Below are 18,633 nucleotides of genomic sequence, written 5' to 3'. Positions count from 1 at the left end.
TCGATTACATTGAACCGCGGCAGTATGACTTTGTTATGACATCGGGAGAAAGCAGGAGAAACCCTCGACCCTGGCGGGGGACGGGCCCAAAGAAAAAGGGGCCCCTGCGGGCCCCTTTTTCAGAGATGGAGAAAGAACCTACTTGCCCCGGCGAACCCGCCGGATCTCGTCGAGGATCAGGCAGATGGCCCCGAGCGTGATGGCGCTGTCCGCGGCATTGAAGGCCGGGAAGTACCAGTTCCCGGCATGGAAGCTCAGGAAGTCGACCACGTAGCCGTGCATCATCCGGTCGACCACGTTGCCGACGGCCCCGCCCAGGATGCAGGCCATGGAGAACGAAAAGAGCTTCTGCCCCGCGTGCGACTTCAGCATCCACACGATGAACACCGCCGCCGCCAGGCCGATCGCCGTGAACAGCCAGCGCTGCCATCCCGAGTGATCCGCGAGGAAGGAGAAGGCGGCGCCTGTGTTGTGCGCGCGCACGACGTTGAAGAAGCTGGTCACGTAGGTCGCGTCGCCGAGCTTGTAGTAGCCCAGGATCAGCGTCTTGGTGAACTGGTCGATGATCACGATGATCACCGCCAGCCCGAGCCAGGGCCAGATGCTGCCGCCGCGCGAACGCGAGGCTGCCGACATGGAGCGGGCGGCGGCCATCAGGCAACGCTCCGCGATTCGCCGCTGCCGTACAGGTTGCTCGTGCAGCGCCCGCAGATCGTCGGATGGGCCGCGTCGTGGCCCACGTCGTCGCGGTAGTGCCAGCAGCGCTCGCACTTCTGCGCCGCGCTTGGCGTTACCACCGTTGCCAGGGCCTCACCGGCGGCCAGTTCGATGGCCGAGGTGATGAAGACGAACTTCAGGTCGTCGCCCAGCGTGTCCAGCAGCGCGAAGTCGTCGGCGGCAGCCGTCAGCTGCAGGTTGGCCTGCAGCGACGAGCCGACCTTGCCTTCGGCACGCACGGCCTCGATGTCCTTGTTGACCACGTCGCGGATCTCGCGGATGCGGTTCCACTTGGCCAGCAGGGCCTCGTCGGGCGCGGCGAACTGGCTGTAGGTCTGCGTGAAGATCGAGTCGCCCGGCTTGCCGGTGCCCACGATCTTCCAGGCTTCTTCGGCGGTGAAGCTCAGGAACGGCGCCATCCAGCGCAGCATCGCCTGCGAGATGTGCCACAGGGCGGTCTGCGCGCTGCGGCGCGCCAGCGAACCCGGGGCCGTCGTGTAGAGGCGGTCCTTCAGGATGTCGAGGTAGAAGCCGCCCAGGTCTTCCGAGCAGTAGATCTGCAGCTTGGCCACCACCGGGTGGAACTCGTACACCTTGTAGTGCGCGAGGATCTCGGCCTGGAACTGCGCGGCGCGCGACAGCGCGTAGCGGTCGATCTCGAACAGCTGGTCGAGCGGCACGCCGTCTTTCTCGATGTCGAAGTCGCTCGTGTTCGCGAGCAGGAAGCGCAGCGTGTTGCGGATGCGGCGGTAAGCGTCGACCACGCGGGCCAGGATCTTGTCGTCGCCCGCGATGTCGCCCGAGTAGTCGCTCGCGGCCACCCAAAGGCGGATGATTTCCGAGCCCAGCTTGTTGCTGATTTCCTGCGGGTCGATGCCGTTCTTGAGCGACTTGCTCATCTTGATGCCCTTGGCATCGACCGTGAAGCCGTGCGTCAGCAGGCCGCGGTACGGCGCGCGGTCTTCCAGCATGCAGGCGATCAGCAGCGACGAGTGGAACCAGCCGCGATGCTGGTCGTGGCCCTCGAGGTACAGGTCGGCTTCCGGCCCCGTGTCGTGGTGCACCGTGGGGTGCGTGCCGCGCAGCACGTGGGAGAAGGTCGAGCCCGAGTCGAACCACACCTCGAGGATGTCGGTGCTCTTCGTGTAGTGCGGTGCGTCCTCGGCACCGAGGATTTCTTCCGCCGTCACGCGGCTCCAGGCTTCGATGCCGCCCTTCTCGACGATGTCGGCGGCCTGGTCGAGGATCTCCATCGTGCGCGGATGCAGCTCGCCCGAATCCTTGTGCAGGAAGAACGGAATCGGCACGCCCCAGCTGCGCTGGCGGCTGATGCACCAGTCGGGCCGGCCGGCGATCATGTCGTGCAGGCGCGCGCGGCCGTTCTCGGGGTAGAAGCTGGTCTGGTCGATGGCGTCGAGCGCGGTCTGGCGCAGCGTCTTGGGCGCCTTGTCCTTGGTGAACACGCCTTCGCCTTCGTCCATGCGGACGAACCACTGCGCCGCGGCGCGGTAGATCACCGGCGTCTTGTGGCGCCAGCAGTGCGGGTAGCTGTGGGTGATGGTCTCGGTGGTCAGCAGGCGGTTGGCATCGCGCAGCGCGGAGATGATCTCGGGCACGGCCTTCCAGATGTTCTGGCCGCCGAAGAGCGGGAAGTCGGGCGCGTAGCTGCCGTTGCCCTGCACCGGGTTCAGGATGTCGTCGTACGCCACGCCATGGGCGATGCAGGAGTTGAAGTCGTCCAGGCCGTAGGCTGGCGAGGAGTGGACCAGGCCCGTGCCGTCGGTGGCGGTGGCGTAGTCGGCCAGGTAGATGGGCGACAGGCGCTTGTAGCCGGCGTCCACGTCGTACAGCGGATGCTCGAACTCGAGGCCGCCGAGCTTCTCGCCCTTGACCGTGGCCAGCACCTTGCCGTCGAGCGCATAGCGCGTCATGCACATCTCGACCAGCGAGTTGGCCAGGATCAGCAGGCCGCGCTCGGTGTCGACGAGCGAGTACTCGAGGTCGGGGTTGAGGTTGATCGCCTGGTTGGCGGGGATGGTCCAGGCGGTGGTGGTCCAGATCACGGCGAAGATGTCGCCGAGGATCGTGTGGTCGGTGCCGAAGGCCTTGAGCACCTTTTCGCGGTCGTGCGCCTTGAAGGCCACGTCGACGGTCTGGCTCTTCTTGTCGGCGTATTCGATCTCGAACTCGGCCAGCGAGGAGCCGCAGTCGAAGCACCAGTACACCGGCTTCAGGCCGCGATAGACGAAACCGCGCTCGATCACGCGCTTGAACGCGCGCAGCTCACCGGCTTCGTTGGCGAAGTCCATCGTCTTGTAGGGGTGGTCCCATTCGCCCAGCACGCCCAGGCGCTGGAAGTCGGCCATCTGCTGGGCGATCTGTCCGGTGGCGAAGGCGCGGCTCTTGGCCTGCATCTCGTCGCGGCTCAGGTTGCGTCCGTACTGCTTTTCGATGGCGTTCTCGATCGGCAGGCCGTGGCAGTCCCAGCCCGGCACGTAGAGCGCGTCGTAGCCCTCGAGCTGGCGCGCCTTGGTGATCATGTCCTTCAGGATCTTGTTCACCGCGTGGCCCATGTGGATCTGGCCGTTGGCGTAGGGCGGGCCGTCGTGCAGGATGAACTTGGGCGCGCCATGGCGGGCGTCGCGCAGGCGGTGGTAGCGGCCTTCGTCGTTCCATTCCTTCACCCAGCCCGGCTCGCGCTTGGGCAGGTCGCCGCGCATCGGGAAGGGGGTGTCGGGCAGGTTCAGCGTGGAACGGTAATCTTTGGTGGAAGCAGCGTCAGACATGTTTGGGTGCGAAGCAGAGGGCTTCTGGGGGGCTTCGACAGGCTCGGCCCGAACTGCCCGGGAAAAAGGAGCGCGTCGGTGCGGAAGGTAAAGCCGTTCGCCCTGAGCTTGTCGAAGGGCGGCAGCACGGTGCGTGCAGGGCTAAATTCGATCGCGCGTGGTCTGGCGGTGGGTTTCGGCGTGGGTCGACGCAAAGAACGCGCGAGCGTCGCGGCCATCCTTCGCGATGCCCGCGGTAAGGGCTTCGAGGCTGGTGTAGCGCAATTCGTCGTGCAGTTTGTGCAGGAGTTCCACGCGCACGATTTTACCGTAGGCCCCTTCGGCGCCCAGATGGGAGGGCCACTCCAGGCAATGGGTTTCGAGGAGCACCCGCCCGGCATTGACGTCGTTGGCGTCCAGCGAGGGGCGCACGCCGAGGTTGGCCACGCCCGGCAGCGGCCGTTCCGACAGGCCATGCACCAGCACCGCGAAGATGCCGCTGGCGGCCGGCTTCCAGTGCTTGAAGCGCAGGTTGAGGGTGCGGAAGCCGTCGTCCTTGCCCGGCGCCGAGGCGCCCAGCGCCCGGCCGAGCTTGCGGCCGTGAACCACGTGGCCCGAGATGGCGTAGGGCCGGCCCAGCAGCGTGTGGGCATCGGCCATGCGGCCTTCGGCCAGCGCCTCGCGCACGGCCGAGCTCGAAACCCGCAGGCCGTGCACCTCGTAGCTGTTCATGCGCGCCACGTCGAAGCCGTGGGCATCGCCGGCAGCGTCGAGCATGGCGTAGTCGCCGGCCCGTTTTGCGCCGAAGCGGAAGTCGTCGCCTACCAGCACGTAGTGCGCGCCCAGGCCGTCGATCAGCACGTTCTGGATGAATTCCTCGGGCGACCGGGAGGCCAACCGGGCGTCGAAAGGCAGCACGATGGTCTGCGCCACGCCGCAGGCGGCCAGCTCGCTGAGCTTGTCGCGCAGCGTGCCGATGCGCGCCGGCGCCAGGTCGGGCTTCTTGGTGACGGCAGCGAAATAGTCGCGCGGATGGGGCTCGAAGGTGAGCACGCAGCTGGGCAGCCCGCGCTGGCGGGCCTCGGTCTGCAGGAGCGCGAGCATGGCCTGGTGGCCACGGTGCACGCCGTCGAAATTGCCAATGGTGAGGGCGCAGGCGGGGGCTACGCCAGGGTGCCGGAAGCCACGAAAAACCTGCATCGGTGAGTATCTTTTTGATAGCGCCTTTCGCCCGTCGATTGGGCGAATCAGGCCGATTTGTCACAAAGCCGGTATATTGTGACGCAGTGCGTTGACCGGCGTGGGTCTCCAACGCGCTCCGTGTCCCTGGTCTTTCCGTGTTCTCTCCCTTTTCGAGGAGGCGTGTGTGAAGGTCTTGAAGCTGTCGGCCCAAGGGCTGCCCCAGTCATGGATTTCGCTGGAACAGGCGGTGATCCACTACGCGGCGGACGAAGTCCGCTGGGAAGTGGGCGCGCAGGTCGCGGTGTTCCGTGGCGGCCACAACGCGATCACCGGCGAGCAGTCGCAGATCGCGATCAACAGCATCATCGGCACCAAGGGCGTGCCGCGCATCAACCCCTTCACGCAGCGTCCCGGCCTCACCAACAGCAAGCTGTTTTCGCGCGACCGCAACGTCTGCGCCTACTGCGGTGGTCACTTCCACGAAGACGAACTCACCCGCGAGCACATCATCCCGTTCGCCCAGAAGGGCATCGACACCTGGATGAACGTGGTCACGGCCTGCAGGCCGTGCAACCACCGCAAGAGCAGCCGGACGCCCGAGCAGGCCGGCATGCCGCTGCTGTATGCGCCCTATGTGCCCAGCCTCTGGGAAGATTTCATTCTGCGAAACAGGCGCATCCTGGCCGACCAGATGGAATTCCTGATGGCGCACCTGCCCGAGAGTTCGCGGCTGCACGACTCCTAGCTGCTTCAGCGCTTCCAGTCGGGCGGACGCTTCTCGATGAACGCCTGAACGCCTTCCAGCGCGCTCTGGTCCATCATGTTGCAGGCCATGGTCTGGCTGGCGTCGGCCAGCGCGGCCTCGATGCCGGTTTCGAGCTGGCGGTAGAACAGGGCCTTGCCCAGCGCGAGCGCGGTGCGGGGCTTGGCGACGATGCTGGCCACCAGTGACTCGACGGCCGCATCGAGCGCTTCAGGCGGTGCCACCCGGTTCACCAGCCCCTTTTCGCATGCTTCCTGCGCGGTGATGAATTCACCCGTCACCAGCATCTCGAAGGCTTCCTTGCGGCCCAGGTTGCGCGAGAGCGTGACGCTCGGCGTGGCGCAGAAGAGGCCCACGTTCACGCCGCTTACCGCGAAGCGTGCCTCGCTCGACGCCACCGCCAGGTCGCAGACCGCAACCAGCTGACAGCCCGCCGCCGTCGCGATGCCGTGCACGCGCGCGATCACCGGCACGGGCAGCTTCTGGATCGACAGCATCATCGCGCCGCAGCGCTCGAACAGCTGCTCGTAGTAGTCGAGCGAGGGAGCGGCGCGCATTTCCTTCAGGTCGTGGCCGGCGCAGAAGGCCTTGCCCGCCCCGGCGATGATCACCGCGCGAACGGTGGTGTCGGCGACGATTTCTCCGAGCGCCTGCTCGAGTGCGCCGAGCATGCCTTCCGAGAGCGCATTGAACGAGGCTGGCCGGTTCAGCGTCAGCGTGACCACGCCGCGCCCGTCGCGCGTCTGCAGGACGAAGGGGGAGCCGGTGTCGGTCATGGCCAGGCTCGCCTCAGTAGGTCAGCTCGAGCACAGTCACATGCTCCTTCACTGCCGGCCATGTCAGGCCGGTGATGCGTTCGCCGTTGAATTCGCCGGTGACCGCGCGCGGCTGCTCCGCCGCGATGCGCAGCCGCGAGCTCGACACGCCCGCGCCCTTGGGCGGTACGCCGGCCAGCGCGCTCTGCCCGTCGAAGCGCATGGTGTCCCGCTGGGCGTCGAAGTAGCCGCGCGGCCGCGTGAAGACGACGACCGCATTGGCGCCGCCGTCGGCCGGCACGACGCGTTCGGGTCGCAGGTTCACGACGCTGCTGCTGCGCGGGAAGGGGCTGCGGTAGATGTGCGTGGTGCCGTAGCTGGGCGTGGCCAGCACGAATTCGTAGGCCGCATCGCCGCGTGCCTTGAAGGGCCCCCAGCGGCCGTCGGCGCCGATGGACTTGGTGAAGACCGCCTCGCCCAGCCGCGCGCCCGTGGCGGCGTTGACTGCATAGACGGTCACCGTCGCGCCGTTCAGCGAAAGGTTCTCCGCGCCGATCGCACGGCCGTTGAGCACGACGTTCGCCTCGGGCGCGACCTCGTTGCTCTGCGGCGCCTGGCCCGTCAGAAACTGCCACGTCGCGGCAAAGGCCGCAGGCGAGAACGAGGTCTCGCGGTGATCGACGCGCGGCAGCACGATGTTGGTCGCGCCCTTGAGCGCCGGTCCGTCGAAGCCGATGTTGGTCGGCTTGCCGGGCGCGCCGATCCATACGCCGTCGGGCTGCGCGTACTTGTCGTTGTTGTCCGAACGCAGGGTCAGCCACTTCACGCCCGGCGTGACTTCCTCTCCGTTCGGTCCCTTCGGCGCATTGAGCTGCTGCATGAAGCCCGACAGCCCCGAGAACTCGTTGTTCTCGCGCAAGCCCTTCACCGCCCAGATGCCGTGCGCCGGGTTGCCGCCCAGCACCACGTGGCTCACGACCGCCGCGCCGCCGCCGTTCTGCACGTAGTTGCGGATGGTGTTGCCGCCGCGCGAGTTGCCGATCAGAACGACCTTGCTGGCGCCGGTGGCCTTCAGCACCTTGTCGACCTCGGCCTTGAGGAACACCGCCGATTCGCCGGTCGAGCTGCGACCGGGCTGGGCCACGGCATCGTCGTCGCGGGCGGTCGGGTTGGGCTGGTCCACCGTGAACAGCCGGTCGCGCGGCCAGCCGTTCGACTCGAAGCGCCAGATCGTCGTCTGCCAGAGCGCGGCCGAGTCACCGTTGCCGTGCATGAACACGATGGGCGGGCGCTCGGTGTACGACGGCGTTGGAGATGTGGCGCAGGCGGTCAGCATGGCGGCGGCTGTTCCGGCGGCAGCCATGGTGACGAGGAGGGTGCGGCGGGTTTGCATGTTGTCTTGTTCCTGGATTCCTGGGGCGGGGCCAAGTGAAAACGCCCGCCGGCGTGAAGCAGGCGGGCGTTGGATGCTAGGTGAAAAAGACCGTCAGGCGAAGACGCCGGCCGTGTCCTGCATGCGGGCAGACACTTCGCCCAGGTGGTGCAGCGTGTCGCCGAAGGTCATTTCCATCTGCGTGAGCTTGCGGAAGTAGTGGCTGCCGATGTATTCGTCGGTCACCCCGATGCCGCCGTGCAGCTGCACCGAGTTCGCGGCCACATAGCGCATCGACACGCCGAGCTGGTACTTGGCCCGGGCCAGCGCCTGGCGGCGCTCGTCGGCCGGGGCGTTGAGCTTGAGCGTCGCGTAGTAGCTCATCGAGCGCGCGAGCTCGAGCTGCATCTTCATGTCGGCGACGCGGTGACGCAGCGCCTGGAAGCTGGAGATGACCACGCCGAACTGCTTGCGCTGGTTCAGGTATTCGACGGTGAGGTCGACGGTCTTGTCCATCACGCCCACGCCTTCGGCGCAGGTGGCGGCAATGCCGACGTCCACGGCGTATTCGAGGGCGGCGAGGCCGTCGAGCGTCACCAGCGTAGCGTCGGCCTTGTCGAACACCACCTCGGCGGCGCGGGAGCCGTCCTGCGTGCCGTAGCCGCGCGCTTCCACGCCGCTGGCGCTGCGCTCGACCAGGAAGAGGGCGATCTTGCCGTCGACCTTGGCCGGCACCAGGAAGGCGTCGGCTTCGTCGCCCACGGGCACCACGCTCTTGGCGCCGTTCAGCGACCAGCCGCTGCCGGCCTTGGCGGCATGCGCCTCGCACACGTCGAGGCGATAGCGTGCCTTGCGCTCCTGGTAGGCCAGCACCACGATGGCCTGGCCGCCCGCGATGCGCGGCAGCCAGCTTTCCTTGGTGTCGGCACCGGCGTAGCCGCTGAGCACCGCGCCAGCGATCAGCGTCTGCGCGAAGGGCTCCAGCACGATGCCGCGGCCGAGTTCTTCCATGACGACCATGCCGGCCACCGGGCCCATGCCCAGGCCGCCGTCGTCCTCGCCGATGTAGAGGCCGCCCAGGCCGAGCTCGGCCAGTTCGTCCCAGGCCTCGCGCGAGAAGCCGCCCTTGGCCTCGATGCCGCGGCGGCGCTCGAAGTCATAGCCCTTGTCGACCCATTTGCGGACGGCGTCGCGCAGCTGTTCCTGGTCGTCGGTGAAATTGAAGTCCATGCTTTTTGTCTCCTCAGCCCAGAACCGTCTGCGCGACGATGTTGCGTTGCACTTCATTGCTGCCACCGTAGATGGTGGTCTTGCGCATGTTGAAGAAAGTCGACGTCAGCGGGGCGAGCGCCGGGTTGCCGCCCGGGAAGTTGCCCTGCCAGCCGGCTTCCATCGCCTCGCGGATCAGCGGCAGCGAGTAGGCGCCGCCAGCCAGCATCATCAGTTCGCTGTAGCGCTGCTGGATCTCGCTGCCGCGGATCTTCAGCAGGCCCGCCACGTCCAGCGAGTTCTTGCCCGAGGTGGCGGCCGAGAGCACGCGCAGCACCATCATCTCGAGGGCGACGACGTCGACTTCGAGCTTGGCGATCTCGTCGCGGAAGCGCTGGTCTTCGTAGACGCCTTCGCTCTTGGCGATGCGCTTGAGGCGCTCGAGCTCGCGCTTGGCGCGGTTCACGTCGGCGATGTTGGTGCGCTCGTGCGAGAGCAGGTGCTTGGCGTAGGTCCAGCCCTTGTTCTCCTCGCCGATCAGGTTCTCGGCGGGCACTTCGACGTTGTCGAAGAACACTTCGTTGACTTCATGGCCGCCGTCGAGCAGCTTGATCGGGCGCACGGTGACGCCGGGCGACTTCATGTCGAGCAGCAGGAAGCTGATGCCGGTCTGGGGCTTGCCTTCGTTGCTGGTGCGAACTAGGTTGAACATCCAGTCGCCGTACTGGCCGAGGGTGGTCCAGGTCTTCTGGCCGTTGACGATGTACTTGTCGCCCTTGCGCTCGGCCTTGGTCTTGACGGAAGCCAGGTCGGAGCCCGAGCCCGGTTCGCTGTAGCCCTGGCTCCACCAGACTTCGCCGCTGGCGATGCCGGGGAGGAAGCGCTTCTGCTGTTCGGCATTGCCGAAGGCCATGATCACCGGAGCGACCATCACGGGGCCAAACGGGATGATGCGCGGTGCGCCGGCCAGCGCGGTTTCTTCCTCGAACAGGTGGCGCTGCACGGCGGTCCAGCCCGGGCCGCCGAATTCCTTCGGCCAGCCGTAGCCCAGCCAGCCCTTCTTGCCGAGGATCTTGGCCCAGCCTTGCAGATCGTCGCGCGTCAGTTCGAGCGCGTTGTGTACCTTGTGCGAAATCTCCTTGGGGAGGTTTTCCTTGACCCAGGCGCGAACCTCTTCGCGGAACTTCTGTTCTTCGGGTGTGAAGCTCAAATCCATGCGTGCCTCGCTGTGTTGATCGGTTCACCGCAGACGCGGTGTGTCTCCGGAACCGTGAGTTTTAGCACGGTCGTGCTGTGATCCGGTGTCCGCGCGGCGACAAGACGAGCCTGAGCCCCCCGGCTTTTCACTTCGCTTCGCTGCGTGTAATTCGCCACCCCCCGAGGGGGAGGCGCGGCTCGCCTTGGGGCGGCCCGGCGGCGGCCGCGCCACGGATAATCCCGCCTCCCATGAAGAACATCGTGATCCTGATCTCCGGCGGCGGCTCCAACATGGAGGCCATCGTGCGCGCCGCCGAGCGCGACCGCTGGGCCGAGCGCCATGGCGCGCGCATCGCAGCCGTGGTGAGCAACAAGGCCGAGGCCGGCGGACTGGCAATCGCCAAGGCCCACGGCATCGACACCGCGGTGGTCCCGCACAAGGATTTCGCTACCCGCGAGGCTTTCGACGAGGCACTGGCGAAGGTGGTCGACAGCTACGCGCCGGCTCTGGTGGTACTGGCGGGTTTCATGCGCATCCTGACGCCGGGCTTCGTCAACCGCTACGCCGGCCGGCTGGTGAACATCCATCCCTCGCTGCTGCCGGCGTTTCCGGGGCTGCACACGCACCAGCGCGCCATCGAGGCGGGCTGCAAGGTGGCCGGCGTGACGGTGCACCAGGTGACCACCGAACTCGACCACGGGCCGATCCTGGCGCAGGCCGTCGTGCCGGTGCTGCCGGACGACACTGCCGCCACCCTGGCCGGACGGGTCCTGGCGCAGGAGCATCTGTTGTATCCACGTGCCATTGCCGGCTGGCTGTCTGATACATCGCGTCACAATGAGTAAAGTTGTTTATATTCGCGGGTTTTCGGGAGTCCAGAAAGTGAAGAACCAATCGTTGTTGCTGGCGCTTGCCGGCGCCGCCCTGGTGGCGGGCTGTGCTGCTCCGGCACCCGCGCCTGCCCCTGCACCCGCGCCCGCGCCGCCACCTGAGCCGGTCTACCAGTGCAACGCGGATGGCGCACGCTTTGCCATCGGCCAGCCGCTGACGCCGCAGCTCGAAGCCGCCGCTCGCGTGCGGTCGGGCGCCGGCACGGTGCGTGCCCTGAAGCCGGGCGAGGCCACCACGATGGAACTCAATGGCGGACGCCTCAATCTCGATGTCGACGCCCGCAACCGGGTGACGGACGTACGCTGCGGTTGACCCCGTCCGGGTTGCCGCGAAAAAATGCGGCAACCTGCCAAGGCAGAACAGGTCTGCGCGGCCTGGCTGGCTAGATCGGGGTGAATCTCCTTCGAGGCACACCGTCGATCTCGACGGTCTCGCCGAACATGGCGGCCGGCCGGACCCAGAGGCCGTGAGCGCCGTATAGGGCCCGGTACAACGTCATCGGCTCCAGCGTCTCGCTGTGGCGTACGGTGCCGAGCACTTCGTATTCGCCGCCCTTGTAATGGCGGTAGCGCCCAGGGGGCGTTTCGATCAGGGGAGGGAGGTCTTCGTCGTTCAACGGCGGCATGCCTTTCTTAAGAAACTGTCGGGGCTTGATGATTTGACTGGAGTCGGATGGATCGCGCTGATTTTGTTCACCTGGTTCGACTGAGCGAGCATGCCAGTGCGGACGACAGCGCGCGCTATCGACGCAGCGTCGCGGCTTTTGCCGCGCTCGGCTATCTTTGGGTGCTGGGCTGCCTCGGACTGTCGGTGGGCATCGTCGCCTGGGTGCTTTCCTCGCTCGAGGAAGAGCGCCTCAATTTCACGCGCGGCTGGTTGCTGCTGTTCGCCCTGGGGCTGCTGTGGGCCACGTTGCGTGCGCTTTGGGTGCGCTTCGACGAGCCCGAGGGCGTGGAGCTCCGCCGGGAAGACGCGCCGGCGCTCTTCGAGGCGCTCGACCGCATCCGCACAAGGATCAAGGGGCCGCCGGTCCACCGGGTCTATCTCGACGACGAATTCAACGCCAGCATTCGGCAGGTGCCGCGCTTCGGGCTGTTCGGCGGTGCGGTCAATTCGCTGAGCATCGGGTTGCCGCTGCTGATGATGCTCGACCGGCGGCGGCTGCTCTCGGTGCTGGCCCACGAGTACGGCCATCTGCGCGGCAATCACGGCAAGCTGAGTGCGTGGATCTACCGCACCCGGCTGTCGTGGCTCAAGCTCGACGCCAGCCTTCAGCGCAACGAAGGCGTGATGGCGCTGTTCTCGCAAGCCTTCTTCCGCTGGTACTTTCCGCGCTTCGCGGCCAAGACTTTCGCGCTGGCCCGCCAGGACGAGTACGAGGCAGACCGCATCTCGGGCAGGCTGCTGGGCGCGTCCGTGGCGGCGGCTGCGCTGACCGAGATCGCCATCAAGGGCAACTGGTACGCCAACGAATTCTGGCCCTGGCACTGGGCCCGCGCCGAGCACGAGCCGCAGCCCCCGGGTCCGTTCGAGGCCCTGCGCAAGCGCGTGCGCACGCCGCCCGACGACGATTTCGCGCGACAGGCGCTGCGCGAGGCGATGCGCCGGGTCAGCGACCTGGAAGACACGCACCCGGTCCTGCGGGACCGCCTCGAGGCGCTCGACCAGAAGGCGGTCATGCCCGAGTGGTCGACGCGTCCAGCGCTCGACCTGCTGGTCGATCGCAAGAAATGGATCGGGCATTTCGACAGCCAGTGGCGCCGCGCCCATGCCGCCGACTGGAAGCAGCACCATGCGCACCGCTCGCGCATCCGCGAGCGCATCGCGGTGCTGGCTGCGCGCGGCGAGCGCAACACGCCCGACGAGATGGTCGAATGGGCCGATTCCGAGCGGAGGCTCGATCCGGCGGCCCCCGTACGCGTGCGTTACGAGAGCGCCCTGCAGATCGCGCCGGAGCATCCAGGTGCACTGCGTGGACTGGCCCAGATGCTGCCGGCGAGCGACCGCGAAGCGCGTCTTGCAGTGCTGGAGCGGCTGCACGGCTCGGGCGCGGCCAGCCGGTGGTGGGCGGCCAAGAGCGCGGTTGCATCGCTCGAAGACCCCGACACCGGCCCGCACGACGAAGAGGCCCTGAAGCTGTGGCGCGGCCGTCTCAAGGAGGCGGAAGAGGCGGAGGCTCGCGCCTGGGAGGAAATCACGGGCACGCCGTTCTTCAGCCAGATTTCGCGGCACGACCTCAACGACTACGAACTGGATGAACTGCGGGCCGATTTCGTGCGCTGCCTGCCAGCCTCGCGGGCTTGGCTGGTGCGCAAGAACCTGCGCGAATTTCCGTGGCGCCGTGCCTACATCGTGTTCATCGAGCTGCCGGGGCTCGACGACGAGGACCGATGGAGCCTGTGCCGCCAGCTGGAGCAGACACTCACGCTGCCGGGGGCTGCGCTGGTGCTGTGGGCAGGGCATTCGCCCAAGTTGGAAGACATCGAGCGCGAGGCTTTCGGGGCGGTCTGGACGCGTGGCGCATAGGCCTTGGGGCAGGGCGGGCGGCGGCTGAGACAATCGGGGGATGCATCCCAAAGCCCTGTTGGAGGCCGCCGCCGATCTGGTCGGCCTCGTCCTGAAATTCGATCACCCCGCCGATCAGGTTGTTTCGCGCTTCTTCCGCGATCACCGCGAGTTCGGCCCGCGCGAGCGCGCGACGCTGGCCGAAACCGTCTACACCGTGCTTCGCAAGAAGCTGCTTTTCGATCACCTGTCGCCCTCGGGCAGCGGCTCGAAGGAGCGCCGGATGGCGATCCTGGGCTTTCACGGCCCGCGTGACTTCCTGAAGAGTGCGCTCAACGACACCGAGAAGCGCTGGCTCGACAACTGCGACGCCGTCAAGCAGGACGACCTGCTGGAGCGCCATCGCCACAACCTGCCCGAATGGCTGGTGGCGCCGCTGAAGGCGCAGCTGGGCGACGGCTTCTGGCCGCTGGTCGAGGCCCTGCAGCAGCCCGCGCCGCTCGATCTGCGCGTCAATGCGCTGACAGACAAGCGTGCGGATGTGAAGGCGGAGCTTGCGAAGGCTGCTATCAAATCGGAAGCAACGCCGTATTCGCCCTGGGGCCTGCGCATCGACGGCAAGCCGGCGCTGACCAAGCTGGATGCCTTTGCGCGCGGCGCCATCGAGGTGCAGGACGAGGGTTCGCAACTGCTGGCGCTGCTGCTGGATGCCAAGCGCGGCGAGATGGTGGTCGATTTCTGCGCCGGCGCCGGCGGCAAGACGCTGGCCATCGGCGCGACCATGCGCAACACCGGCCGGCTGTACGCCTTCGACACGTCGGCGCATCGGCTGGATGCACTTAAGCCGCGGCTGGCGCGCAGCAAGCTGTCGAACGTTCATCCGGCCGCCATCGCCCACGAGCGAGACGACCGGATCAAGCGCCTGGCGGGCAAGATCGACCGTGTGCTGGTCGATGCGCCGTGCTCGGGGCTGGGGACGCTGCGACGCAATCCCGACCTGAAATGGCGGCAATCGCCCAAGTCGGTGGAGGAATTGACGGTCAAGCAGGCGGCCATTCTGCAGAGTGCGGCACGGCTTGTGAAATCGGGCGGCCGTCTGGTTTACGCCACTTGCAGCGTGCTGCCGGAGGAAAACGAGGCGATTGCGGAGGCTTTCAGCACCGCCAACCCCGATTTCGTGCCCGTGGACGCGGCGGAACTGCTGCAGGGGCTCAAGGTCGAGGGTTTCGAGGCGCTGTGCGCCGGCGGGGAGGGCGCAAGGCGCTACCTGCGGCTGTGGCCGCACCGCCATGCGACCGACGGTTTCTTTGCTGTCGCCTGGAACCGCAAATAGGTGCCGGACTCCAAACTAGGGTTAATCTGCGCCTTTCTTGAAGGTTTAAAGGGCTTGTTTTAGGCCCTGCCGCCTTAAAATCGCGGGTTATCTGAAGGCTGCACCTTCGTGCGGCCATGGAGTACCTGACTCAATGTTGCTTCCTGACTCCGCCGTTCTGAATGCGGCCATCGAATGGCTCGGACACGGCCTGTGGGACATCGCATGGTGGCAAGTCGTGCTGTACACGCTCGCCACCACGCACATCACGATTGCCGCGGTCACGATCTTCCTGCACCGCACGCAGACGCACCGGGCCATGGATCTGGGCCCGATCCCTTCGCATTTTTTCCGCTTCTGGCTCTGGATCGGCACCGGCATGGTGACGAAGGAGTGGGTCGCCATCCATCGCAAGCACCACGCCAAGTGCGAAACCCAGGACGACCCGCACAGCCCGCAGGTCAAGGGCATCGAGGAAGTGCTCTGGCGCGGCGCCGAGTTGTATCGCGCCGAGTCGAAGAACAAGGAAACGATGGAGCGCTACGGTCACGGCACGCCCGATGACTGGATCGAGCGCAACCTGTATTCGCGTTACAGCTGGCAGGGCGTGGGCCTGATGCTGGTGATCAACCTGGCGCTGTTCGGCGCACTCGGCATGGCCGTGTGGGCCGTGCAGATGCTCTGGATCCCGATCACTGCCGCCGGCGTCATCAACGGCATTGGCCACTACTGGGGTTATCGCAACTTCGAGGCGCCCGACGCCAGCCGCAACATCATGCCCTGGGGCCTGATCATCGGTGGCGAAGAGCTGCACAACAACCACCACACCTATCCCACCTCGGCCAAGTTCTCGGTCAAGAAGTACGAGTTCGACATCGGCTGGATCTACATCCAGGCGCTGCAGAAGCTGGGTTGGGCCAAGGTCAAGAAGGTGCCGCCGAAGATGCTGATGGGCGACATCCAGCCCGTGGCCAACGAGAAGACGCTCGAGGCCGTCATCGCGAACCGCTACGAAGTCATGGCGGGCTACGCGCGCGAAATGCGCCGTGCCACCAGCCAGGAGCTCGAGGCGCTGAAGACCAAGGGCGCCGATCTGTCGGTGCTCAAGGCTGCCAAGCGCTGGCTGCATCGCGACGACGACAAGGTGCCCGCCTCGGCTCGCCCTCACCTCGTGCAGGCCCGTGCTGCCCATCCGGTGCTCGACAAGATGGTCACGATGCGCGAGGAGCTGCGCCAGCTGTGGCTCAACACCTCGCAGTCGCGCGAGCAGTTGGCTGCCGATCTGGCGGCCTGGTGCCATCGGGCGGAGGCCAGTGGCATTGCTGGTCTGCGGGACTTCTCGACCCGCCTGCGTGCTGCCCGCGCCTGAAGCGCTTCGAGCTCAATCGAAAAAGCCGACCCGAGGGTCGGCTTTTTTTATGCGCGTTGAAATTCGGTCGGCTTGATCGATCAAATGAACGGGCAATAAAAAACCCGCTGGATCAACAGCGGGTTTTTTATTCGGGGAAAACCGGAGCCGAATTACTTCAGCTTGATTTCCTTGTATTCGACGTGCTTGCGCGCCTTCGGGTCGAACTTCATGATCGACATCTTTTCAGGCATCGTCTTCTTGTTCTTGCTGGTCGTGTAGAAGTGGCCGGTACCCGCGGTGGATTCCAGCTTGATCTTTTCGCGTCCGCCTTTGCTCGTTGCCATGATTCAGCTCCTTAGGCTTGGCCGCGTGCACGCAGGTCTGCGAGCACGGAGTCGATACCGTTCTTGTCGATCAGGCGCAGCGCGGCGCTCGAAACACGCAGGCGAACCCAGCGGTTTTCAGTCTCGACCCAGAAACGGCGATATTGCAGGTTCGGCAGGAACCGGCGCTTGGTTTTGTTGTTGGCGTGGGAAACGTTGTTTCCGACCATCGGGCCCTTGCCCGTTACGTCGCATACGCGTGCCATGAGGACACTCTTTCTTGAACAGCTGGCACCGGCGCAATCAGGGCGATTGCAGGGTGTTTTGCAGCTTGACCTCGCCAGAAAACGGGTGGCGGTACCCCGGCTTTGCCGCGACTCGTGGGAGAGCCATGTTTCGGCAAAGCCTCGGATTATAGCCCTTTTGGGCTCCCCGGTGGTTACAGCGTGCCGTCCTGCTCAAGGAAACGCTGGGCGTCGAGCGCCGCCATGCAGCCGGTGCCTGCGCTGGTGATGGCCTGGCGATAGATGTTGTCCTGCACGTCGCCGGCGGCAAAGACGCCCGGAATGCTGGTCATCGTTGCGAAGCCCTGCAGGCCCGAACGGGTCAGGATGTAGTTGTCCTTCATCTCCAGCTGGCCCTGGAAGATGTCGGTGTTGGGATGGTGCCCGATGGCGATGAAGCAACCCTTGAGGTCGATCTGCTCGGTCGCGCCGGTCTGCGTGTTCTTGATGCGGATGCCCGTCACGCCCGAGTCGTCACCCAGCACTTGGTCGAGCTCGCTGTGCAGCTTCAGCACGATCTTGCCTTCGGCGACCTTCTCCTTGACCTTGTCGATCAGGATGGGCTCGGCGCGGAACTTGTCCCGGCGATGCACCAGCGTCACCTTGTTGGCGATGTTGGCGAGATAGAGCGCCTCTTCGACCGCCGTGTTGCCGCCGCCGATCACGCAGACCTCCTGCTCGCGGTAGAAGAAGCCGTCGCAGGTGGCGCATGCGGAGACGCCGCGGCCCATGAACTTCTGTTCGGAGTCGAGGCCCAGGTACTTCGCCGAAGCGCCGGTGGCGATGATCAGCGAGTCGCAGGTGTAGGTGCCGCTGTCGCCGGTGAGGGTGAAGGGGCGCTTGCTCAGGTCGACCTTGTTGATGTGGTCGAACACGATCTGCGTCTTGAAGCGCTCGGCATGCTCGAGAAAGCGCTGCATCAGGTCGGGGCCTTGCACGCCGTGCACGTCGGCTGGCCAGTTGTCCACCTCGGTGGTGGTCATCAGCTGTCCGCCCTGGGCGATGCCGGTGATGAGCAGGGGCTGGAGGTTTGCGCGTGCCGCATAGACGGCGGCGGTATAGCCGGCGGGGCCGGAGCCCAGAATCAAAACCTTGGCGTGTTGGGGTGCGGACATGAGTAGAAAACCTAGGATGGACGCTGCTTCAGCGTGTACATTTTCAGGGTGGTAGCGATATATATGGAGTATCACTGCCCGGTTCAACACCGGGTGAACGGTGTTTTCAATGCGCGCGATTGTAGTAATCCATTGGCTTGCCTTTCGGATTGCTCGGCCCGCTGTCTCAGGGATTGATAAATGTCGATGCTGTCCAACCTCGAATTGCTTCGGCGCGTTCCATTGTTCGCGTCGTTGACGGCCACGCAGTCCGCTAGCATCGCGGACGCGATCATCAAGAAGCGCTTCAAGCGCGCGGAAGTCGTTGTGGAGCAGGGCAAGAAGTCCGATGCGCTCTACATCATCCTGACCGGTCGCGCGCGCGTCACCAGCGCCGACAGCCGCGGGCGCGAGGTCATCCTCGCCACGCTGCATCCGGGCGACTACCTTGGCGAGATGAGCCTGATCGACGACGAACCGCATTCGGCCACCGTGCGTACCGAGATCCAGTGCGACGTGCTCATGCTGGGCCGCGACGCTTTCGCGCGCTGCCTGCCCGAGAACTCCTCCATGGCCTACAACATCATGCGCGGGCTGGTACAGCGCCTGCGCCATGCCGACCGCAAGATCGAGTCGCTGGCGCTGATGGATGTCTACGGGCGCGTGGCCCGCTCGCTGCTCGAGTTCGCCATCGAGGACGGCGCCGGCAACCTCAAGGTGCGCGACAAGATCTCCCGCCAGGACCTGGCCAAGATGGTCGGCGCCTCGCGCGAAATGGTGAGCCGCGTGATGAAGGATCTGGAAGAGCGCGGCTTCGTGCAGACGCTCGACGACGGCTCCATGATCGTCAAGGAACGGCTCCTGTCGCTGGCTTGAGCCTTCGGGGCCGGGCTCGCCGTTGCCGGCGGTCCC

At 65.9% G+C, this 18,633-nt stretch carries 18 protein-coding genes; 7 read left to right on the top strand and 11 right to left on the bottom strand.

Annotation, left to right across the window (positions count from 1 at the left end):
- Window positions 1–138: 138 nt before the first annotated feature.
- The 3 genes from lspA to EJO71_RS06160 all read right to left on the bottom strand — a co-directional run bounded on the left by lspA (window position 139) and on the right by EJO71_RS06160 (window position 4,682).
- Window positions 139–654 carry a signal peptidase II gene (gene lspA, locus EJO71_RS06170; protein ID WP_125947647.1) on the bottom strand — a complete coding sequence of 172 codons (516 nt, stop codon included), beginning with the start codon at window positions 652–654 and terminating at the stop codon, window positions 139–141.
- Window positions 654–3,503, bottom strand: a complete 2,850-nt coding sequence (gene ileS / locus EJO71_RS06165; RefSeq protein ID WP_125947648.1) for an isoleucine--tRNA ligase — start codon at window positions 3,501–3,503, stop codon at window positions 654–656. Before ileS ends, lspA begins: the two co-directional genes overlap by 1 nt.
- Window positions 3,504–3,644: 141 nt before the next feature.
- On the bottom strand, window positions 3,645–4,682 hold the full coding sequence (locus EJO71_RS06160) for a bifunctional riboflavin kinase/FAD synthetase (protein WP_125947649.1): 1,038 nt from the start codon (window positions 4,680–4,682) through the stop codon (window positions 3,645–3,647).
- 166 nt (window positions 4,683–4,848) lie between these two features.
- Here EJO71_RS06160 and EJO71_RS06155 point away from each other — a divergent pair, with 166 nt between their 5' ends.
- Entirely contained in the window at window positions 4,849–5,409 is a 561-nt protein-coding gene (locus EJO71_RS06155; protein WP_125947650.1) for an HNH endonuclease, read from the top strand.
- A gap of 5 nt (window positions 5,410–5,414) precedes the next feature.
- Here EJO71_RS06155 and EJO71_RS06150 read toward each other — a convergent pair whose 3' ends face one another.
- The 4 genes from EJO71_RS06150 to EJO71_RS06135 form a co-directional block, all read right to left on the bottom strand.
- The gene (locus tag EJO71_RS06150) at window positions 5,415–6,203 is read right to left on the bottom strand and encodes an enoyl-CoA hydratase (protein WP_125947651.1); all 789 of its coding nucleotides are present in this window, start codon (window positions 6,201–6,203) and stop codon (window positions 5,415–5,417) included.
- 13 nt (window positions 6,204–6,216) lie between these two features.
- The gene (locus EJO71_RS06145) at window positions 6,217–7,575 is read right to left on the bottom strand and encodes an alpha/beta fold hydrolase (protein ID WP_125947652.1); all 1,359 of its coding nucleotides are present in this window, start codon (window positions 7,573–7,575) and stop codon (window positions 6,217–6,219) included.
- A gap of 93 nt (window positions 7,576–7,668) precedes the next feature.
- Entirely contained in the window at window positions 7,669–8,784 is a 1,116-nt protein-coding gene (locus EJO71_RS06140) for an acyl-CoA dehydrogenase family protein (RefSeq protein WP_125947653.1), read from the bottom strand.
- A gap of 13 nt (window positions 8,785–8,797) precedes the next feature.
- Complete coding sequence (locus EJO71_RS06135; protein WP_125947654.1) at window positions 8,798–9,979, bottom strand: acyl-CoA dehydrogenase family protein; 1,182 nt, start codon at window positions 9,977–9,979, stop codon at window positions 8,798–8,800.
- A gap of 230 nt (window positions 9,980–10,209) precedes the next feature.
- On the opposite strand from EJO71_RS06135, the gene purN reads away from it, so the two are divergent.
- Both purN and EJO71_RS06125 read left to right on the top strand, forming a co-directional pair.
- Window positions 10,210–10,806 (top strand): phosphoribosylglycinamide formyltransferase, encoded by a 597-nt coding sequence (gene purN, locus EJO71_RS06130; RefSeq protein ID WP_125947655.1) that lies wholly within the window; start codon window positions 10,210–10,212, stop codon window positions 10,804–10,806.
- A 37-nt stretch (window positions 10,807–10,843) separates the two neighbouring features.
- Entirely contained in the window at window positions 10,844–11,164 is a 321-nt protein-coding gene (locus EJO71_RS06125; protein WP_125947656.1) for an I78 family peptidase inhibitor, read from the top strand.
- A gap of 70 nt (window positions 11,165–11,234) precedes the next feature.
- Here EJO71_RS06125 and EJO71_RS06120 read toward each other — a convergent pair whose 3' ends face one another.
- Entirely contained in the window at window positions 11,235–11,468 is a 234-nt protein-coding gene (locus tag EJO71_RS06120) for a DUF1653 domain-containing protein (protein ID WP_093205436.1), read from the bottom strand.
- Window positions 11,469–11,524: 56 nt separating this feature from the next.
- Between EJO71_RS06120 and EJO71_RS06115 the strand changes: the two genes are divergently transcribed.
- The 3 genes from EJO71_RS06115 (at window position 11,525) to EJO71_RS06105 (ending at window position 16,038) form a co-directional block, all read left to right on the top strand.
- Window positions 11,525–13,378 carry a M48 family metallopeptidase gene (locus tag EJO71_RS06115; RefSeq protein WP_125947657.1) on the top strand — a complete coding sequence of 618 codons (1,854 nt, stop codon included), beginning with the start codon at window positions 11,525–11,527 and terminating at the stop codon, window positions 13,376–13,378.
- Window positions 13,379–13,418: 40 nt separating this feature from the next.
- Complete coding sequence (locus EJO71_RS06110) at window positions 13,419–14,690, top strand: RsmB/NOP family class I SAM-dependent RNA methyltransferase (protein WP_125947658.1); 1,272 nt, start codon at window positions 13,419–13,421, stop codon at window positions 14,688–14,690.
- 133 nt (window positions 14,691–14,823) lie between these two features.
- Window positions 14,824–16,038: a fatty acid desaturase gene (locus EJO71_RS06105; protein WP_125947659.1), complete on the top strand. Its 1,215-nt coding sequence runs from the start codon at window positions 14,824–14,826 to the stop codon at window positions 16,036–16,038.
- Window positions 16,039–16,190: 152 nt separating this feature from the next.
- Here the strand turns inward: EJO71_RS06105 and rpmG are convergent, their stop codons facing one another.
- The 3 genes from rpmG to trxB form a co-directional block, all read right to left on the bottom strand.
- Window positions 16,191–16,364 (bottom strand): 50S ribosomal protein L33, encoded by a 174-nt coding sequence (gene rpmG, locus EJO71_RS06100; protein WP_007830291.1) that lies wholly within the window; start codon window positions 16,362–16,364, stop codon window positions 16,191–16,193.
- Window positions 16,365–16,375: 11 nt separating this feature from the next.
- The gene (rpmB, locus tag EJO71_RS06095) at window positions 16,376–16,609 is read right to left on the bottom strand and encodes a 50S ribosomal protein L28 (protein ID WP_081265743.1); all 234 of its coding nucleotides are present in this window, start codon (window positions 16,607–16,609) and stop codon (window positions 16,376–16,378) included.
- 173 nt (window positions 16,610–16,782) lie between these two features.
- Window positions 16,783–17,742, bottom strand: a complete 960-nt coding sequence (gene trxB / locus EJO71_RS06090; protein ID WP_125947660.1) for a thioredoxin-disulfide reductase — start codon at window positions 17,740–17,742, stop codon at window positions 16,783–16,785.
- 180 nt (window positions 17,743–17,922) lie between these two features.
- Between trxB and EJO71_RS06085 the strand changes: the two genes are divergently transcribed.
- Window positions 17,923–18,597, top strand: a complete 675-nt coding sequence (locus EJO71_RS06085) for a Crp/Fnr family transcriptional regulator (RefSeq protein WP_125947661.1) — start codon at window positions 17,923–17,925, stop codon at window positions 18,595–18,597.
- The last annotated feature ends 36 nt before the right edge of the window (window positions 18,598–18,633 follow it).

It is taken from the genome of Variovorax sp. 679, assembly GCF_003952185.1.
GTDB lineage: Bacteria > Pseudomonadota > Gammaproteobacteria > Burkholderiales > Burkholderiaceae_C > Variovorax.
Note: the sequence above shows the minus strand (reverse complement) of the source record. Positions and strands in the feature narration are given on the sequence as shown.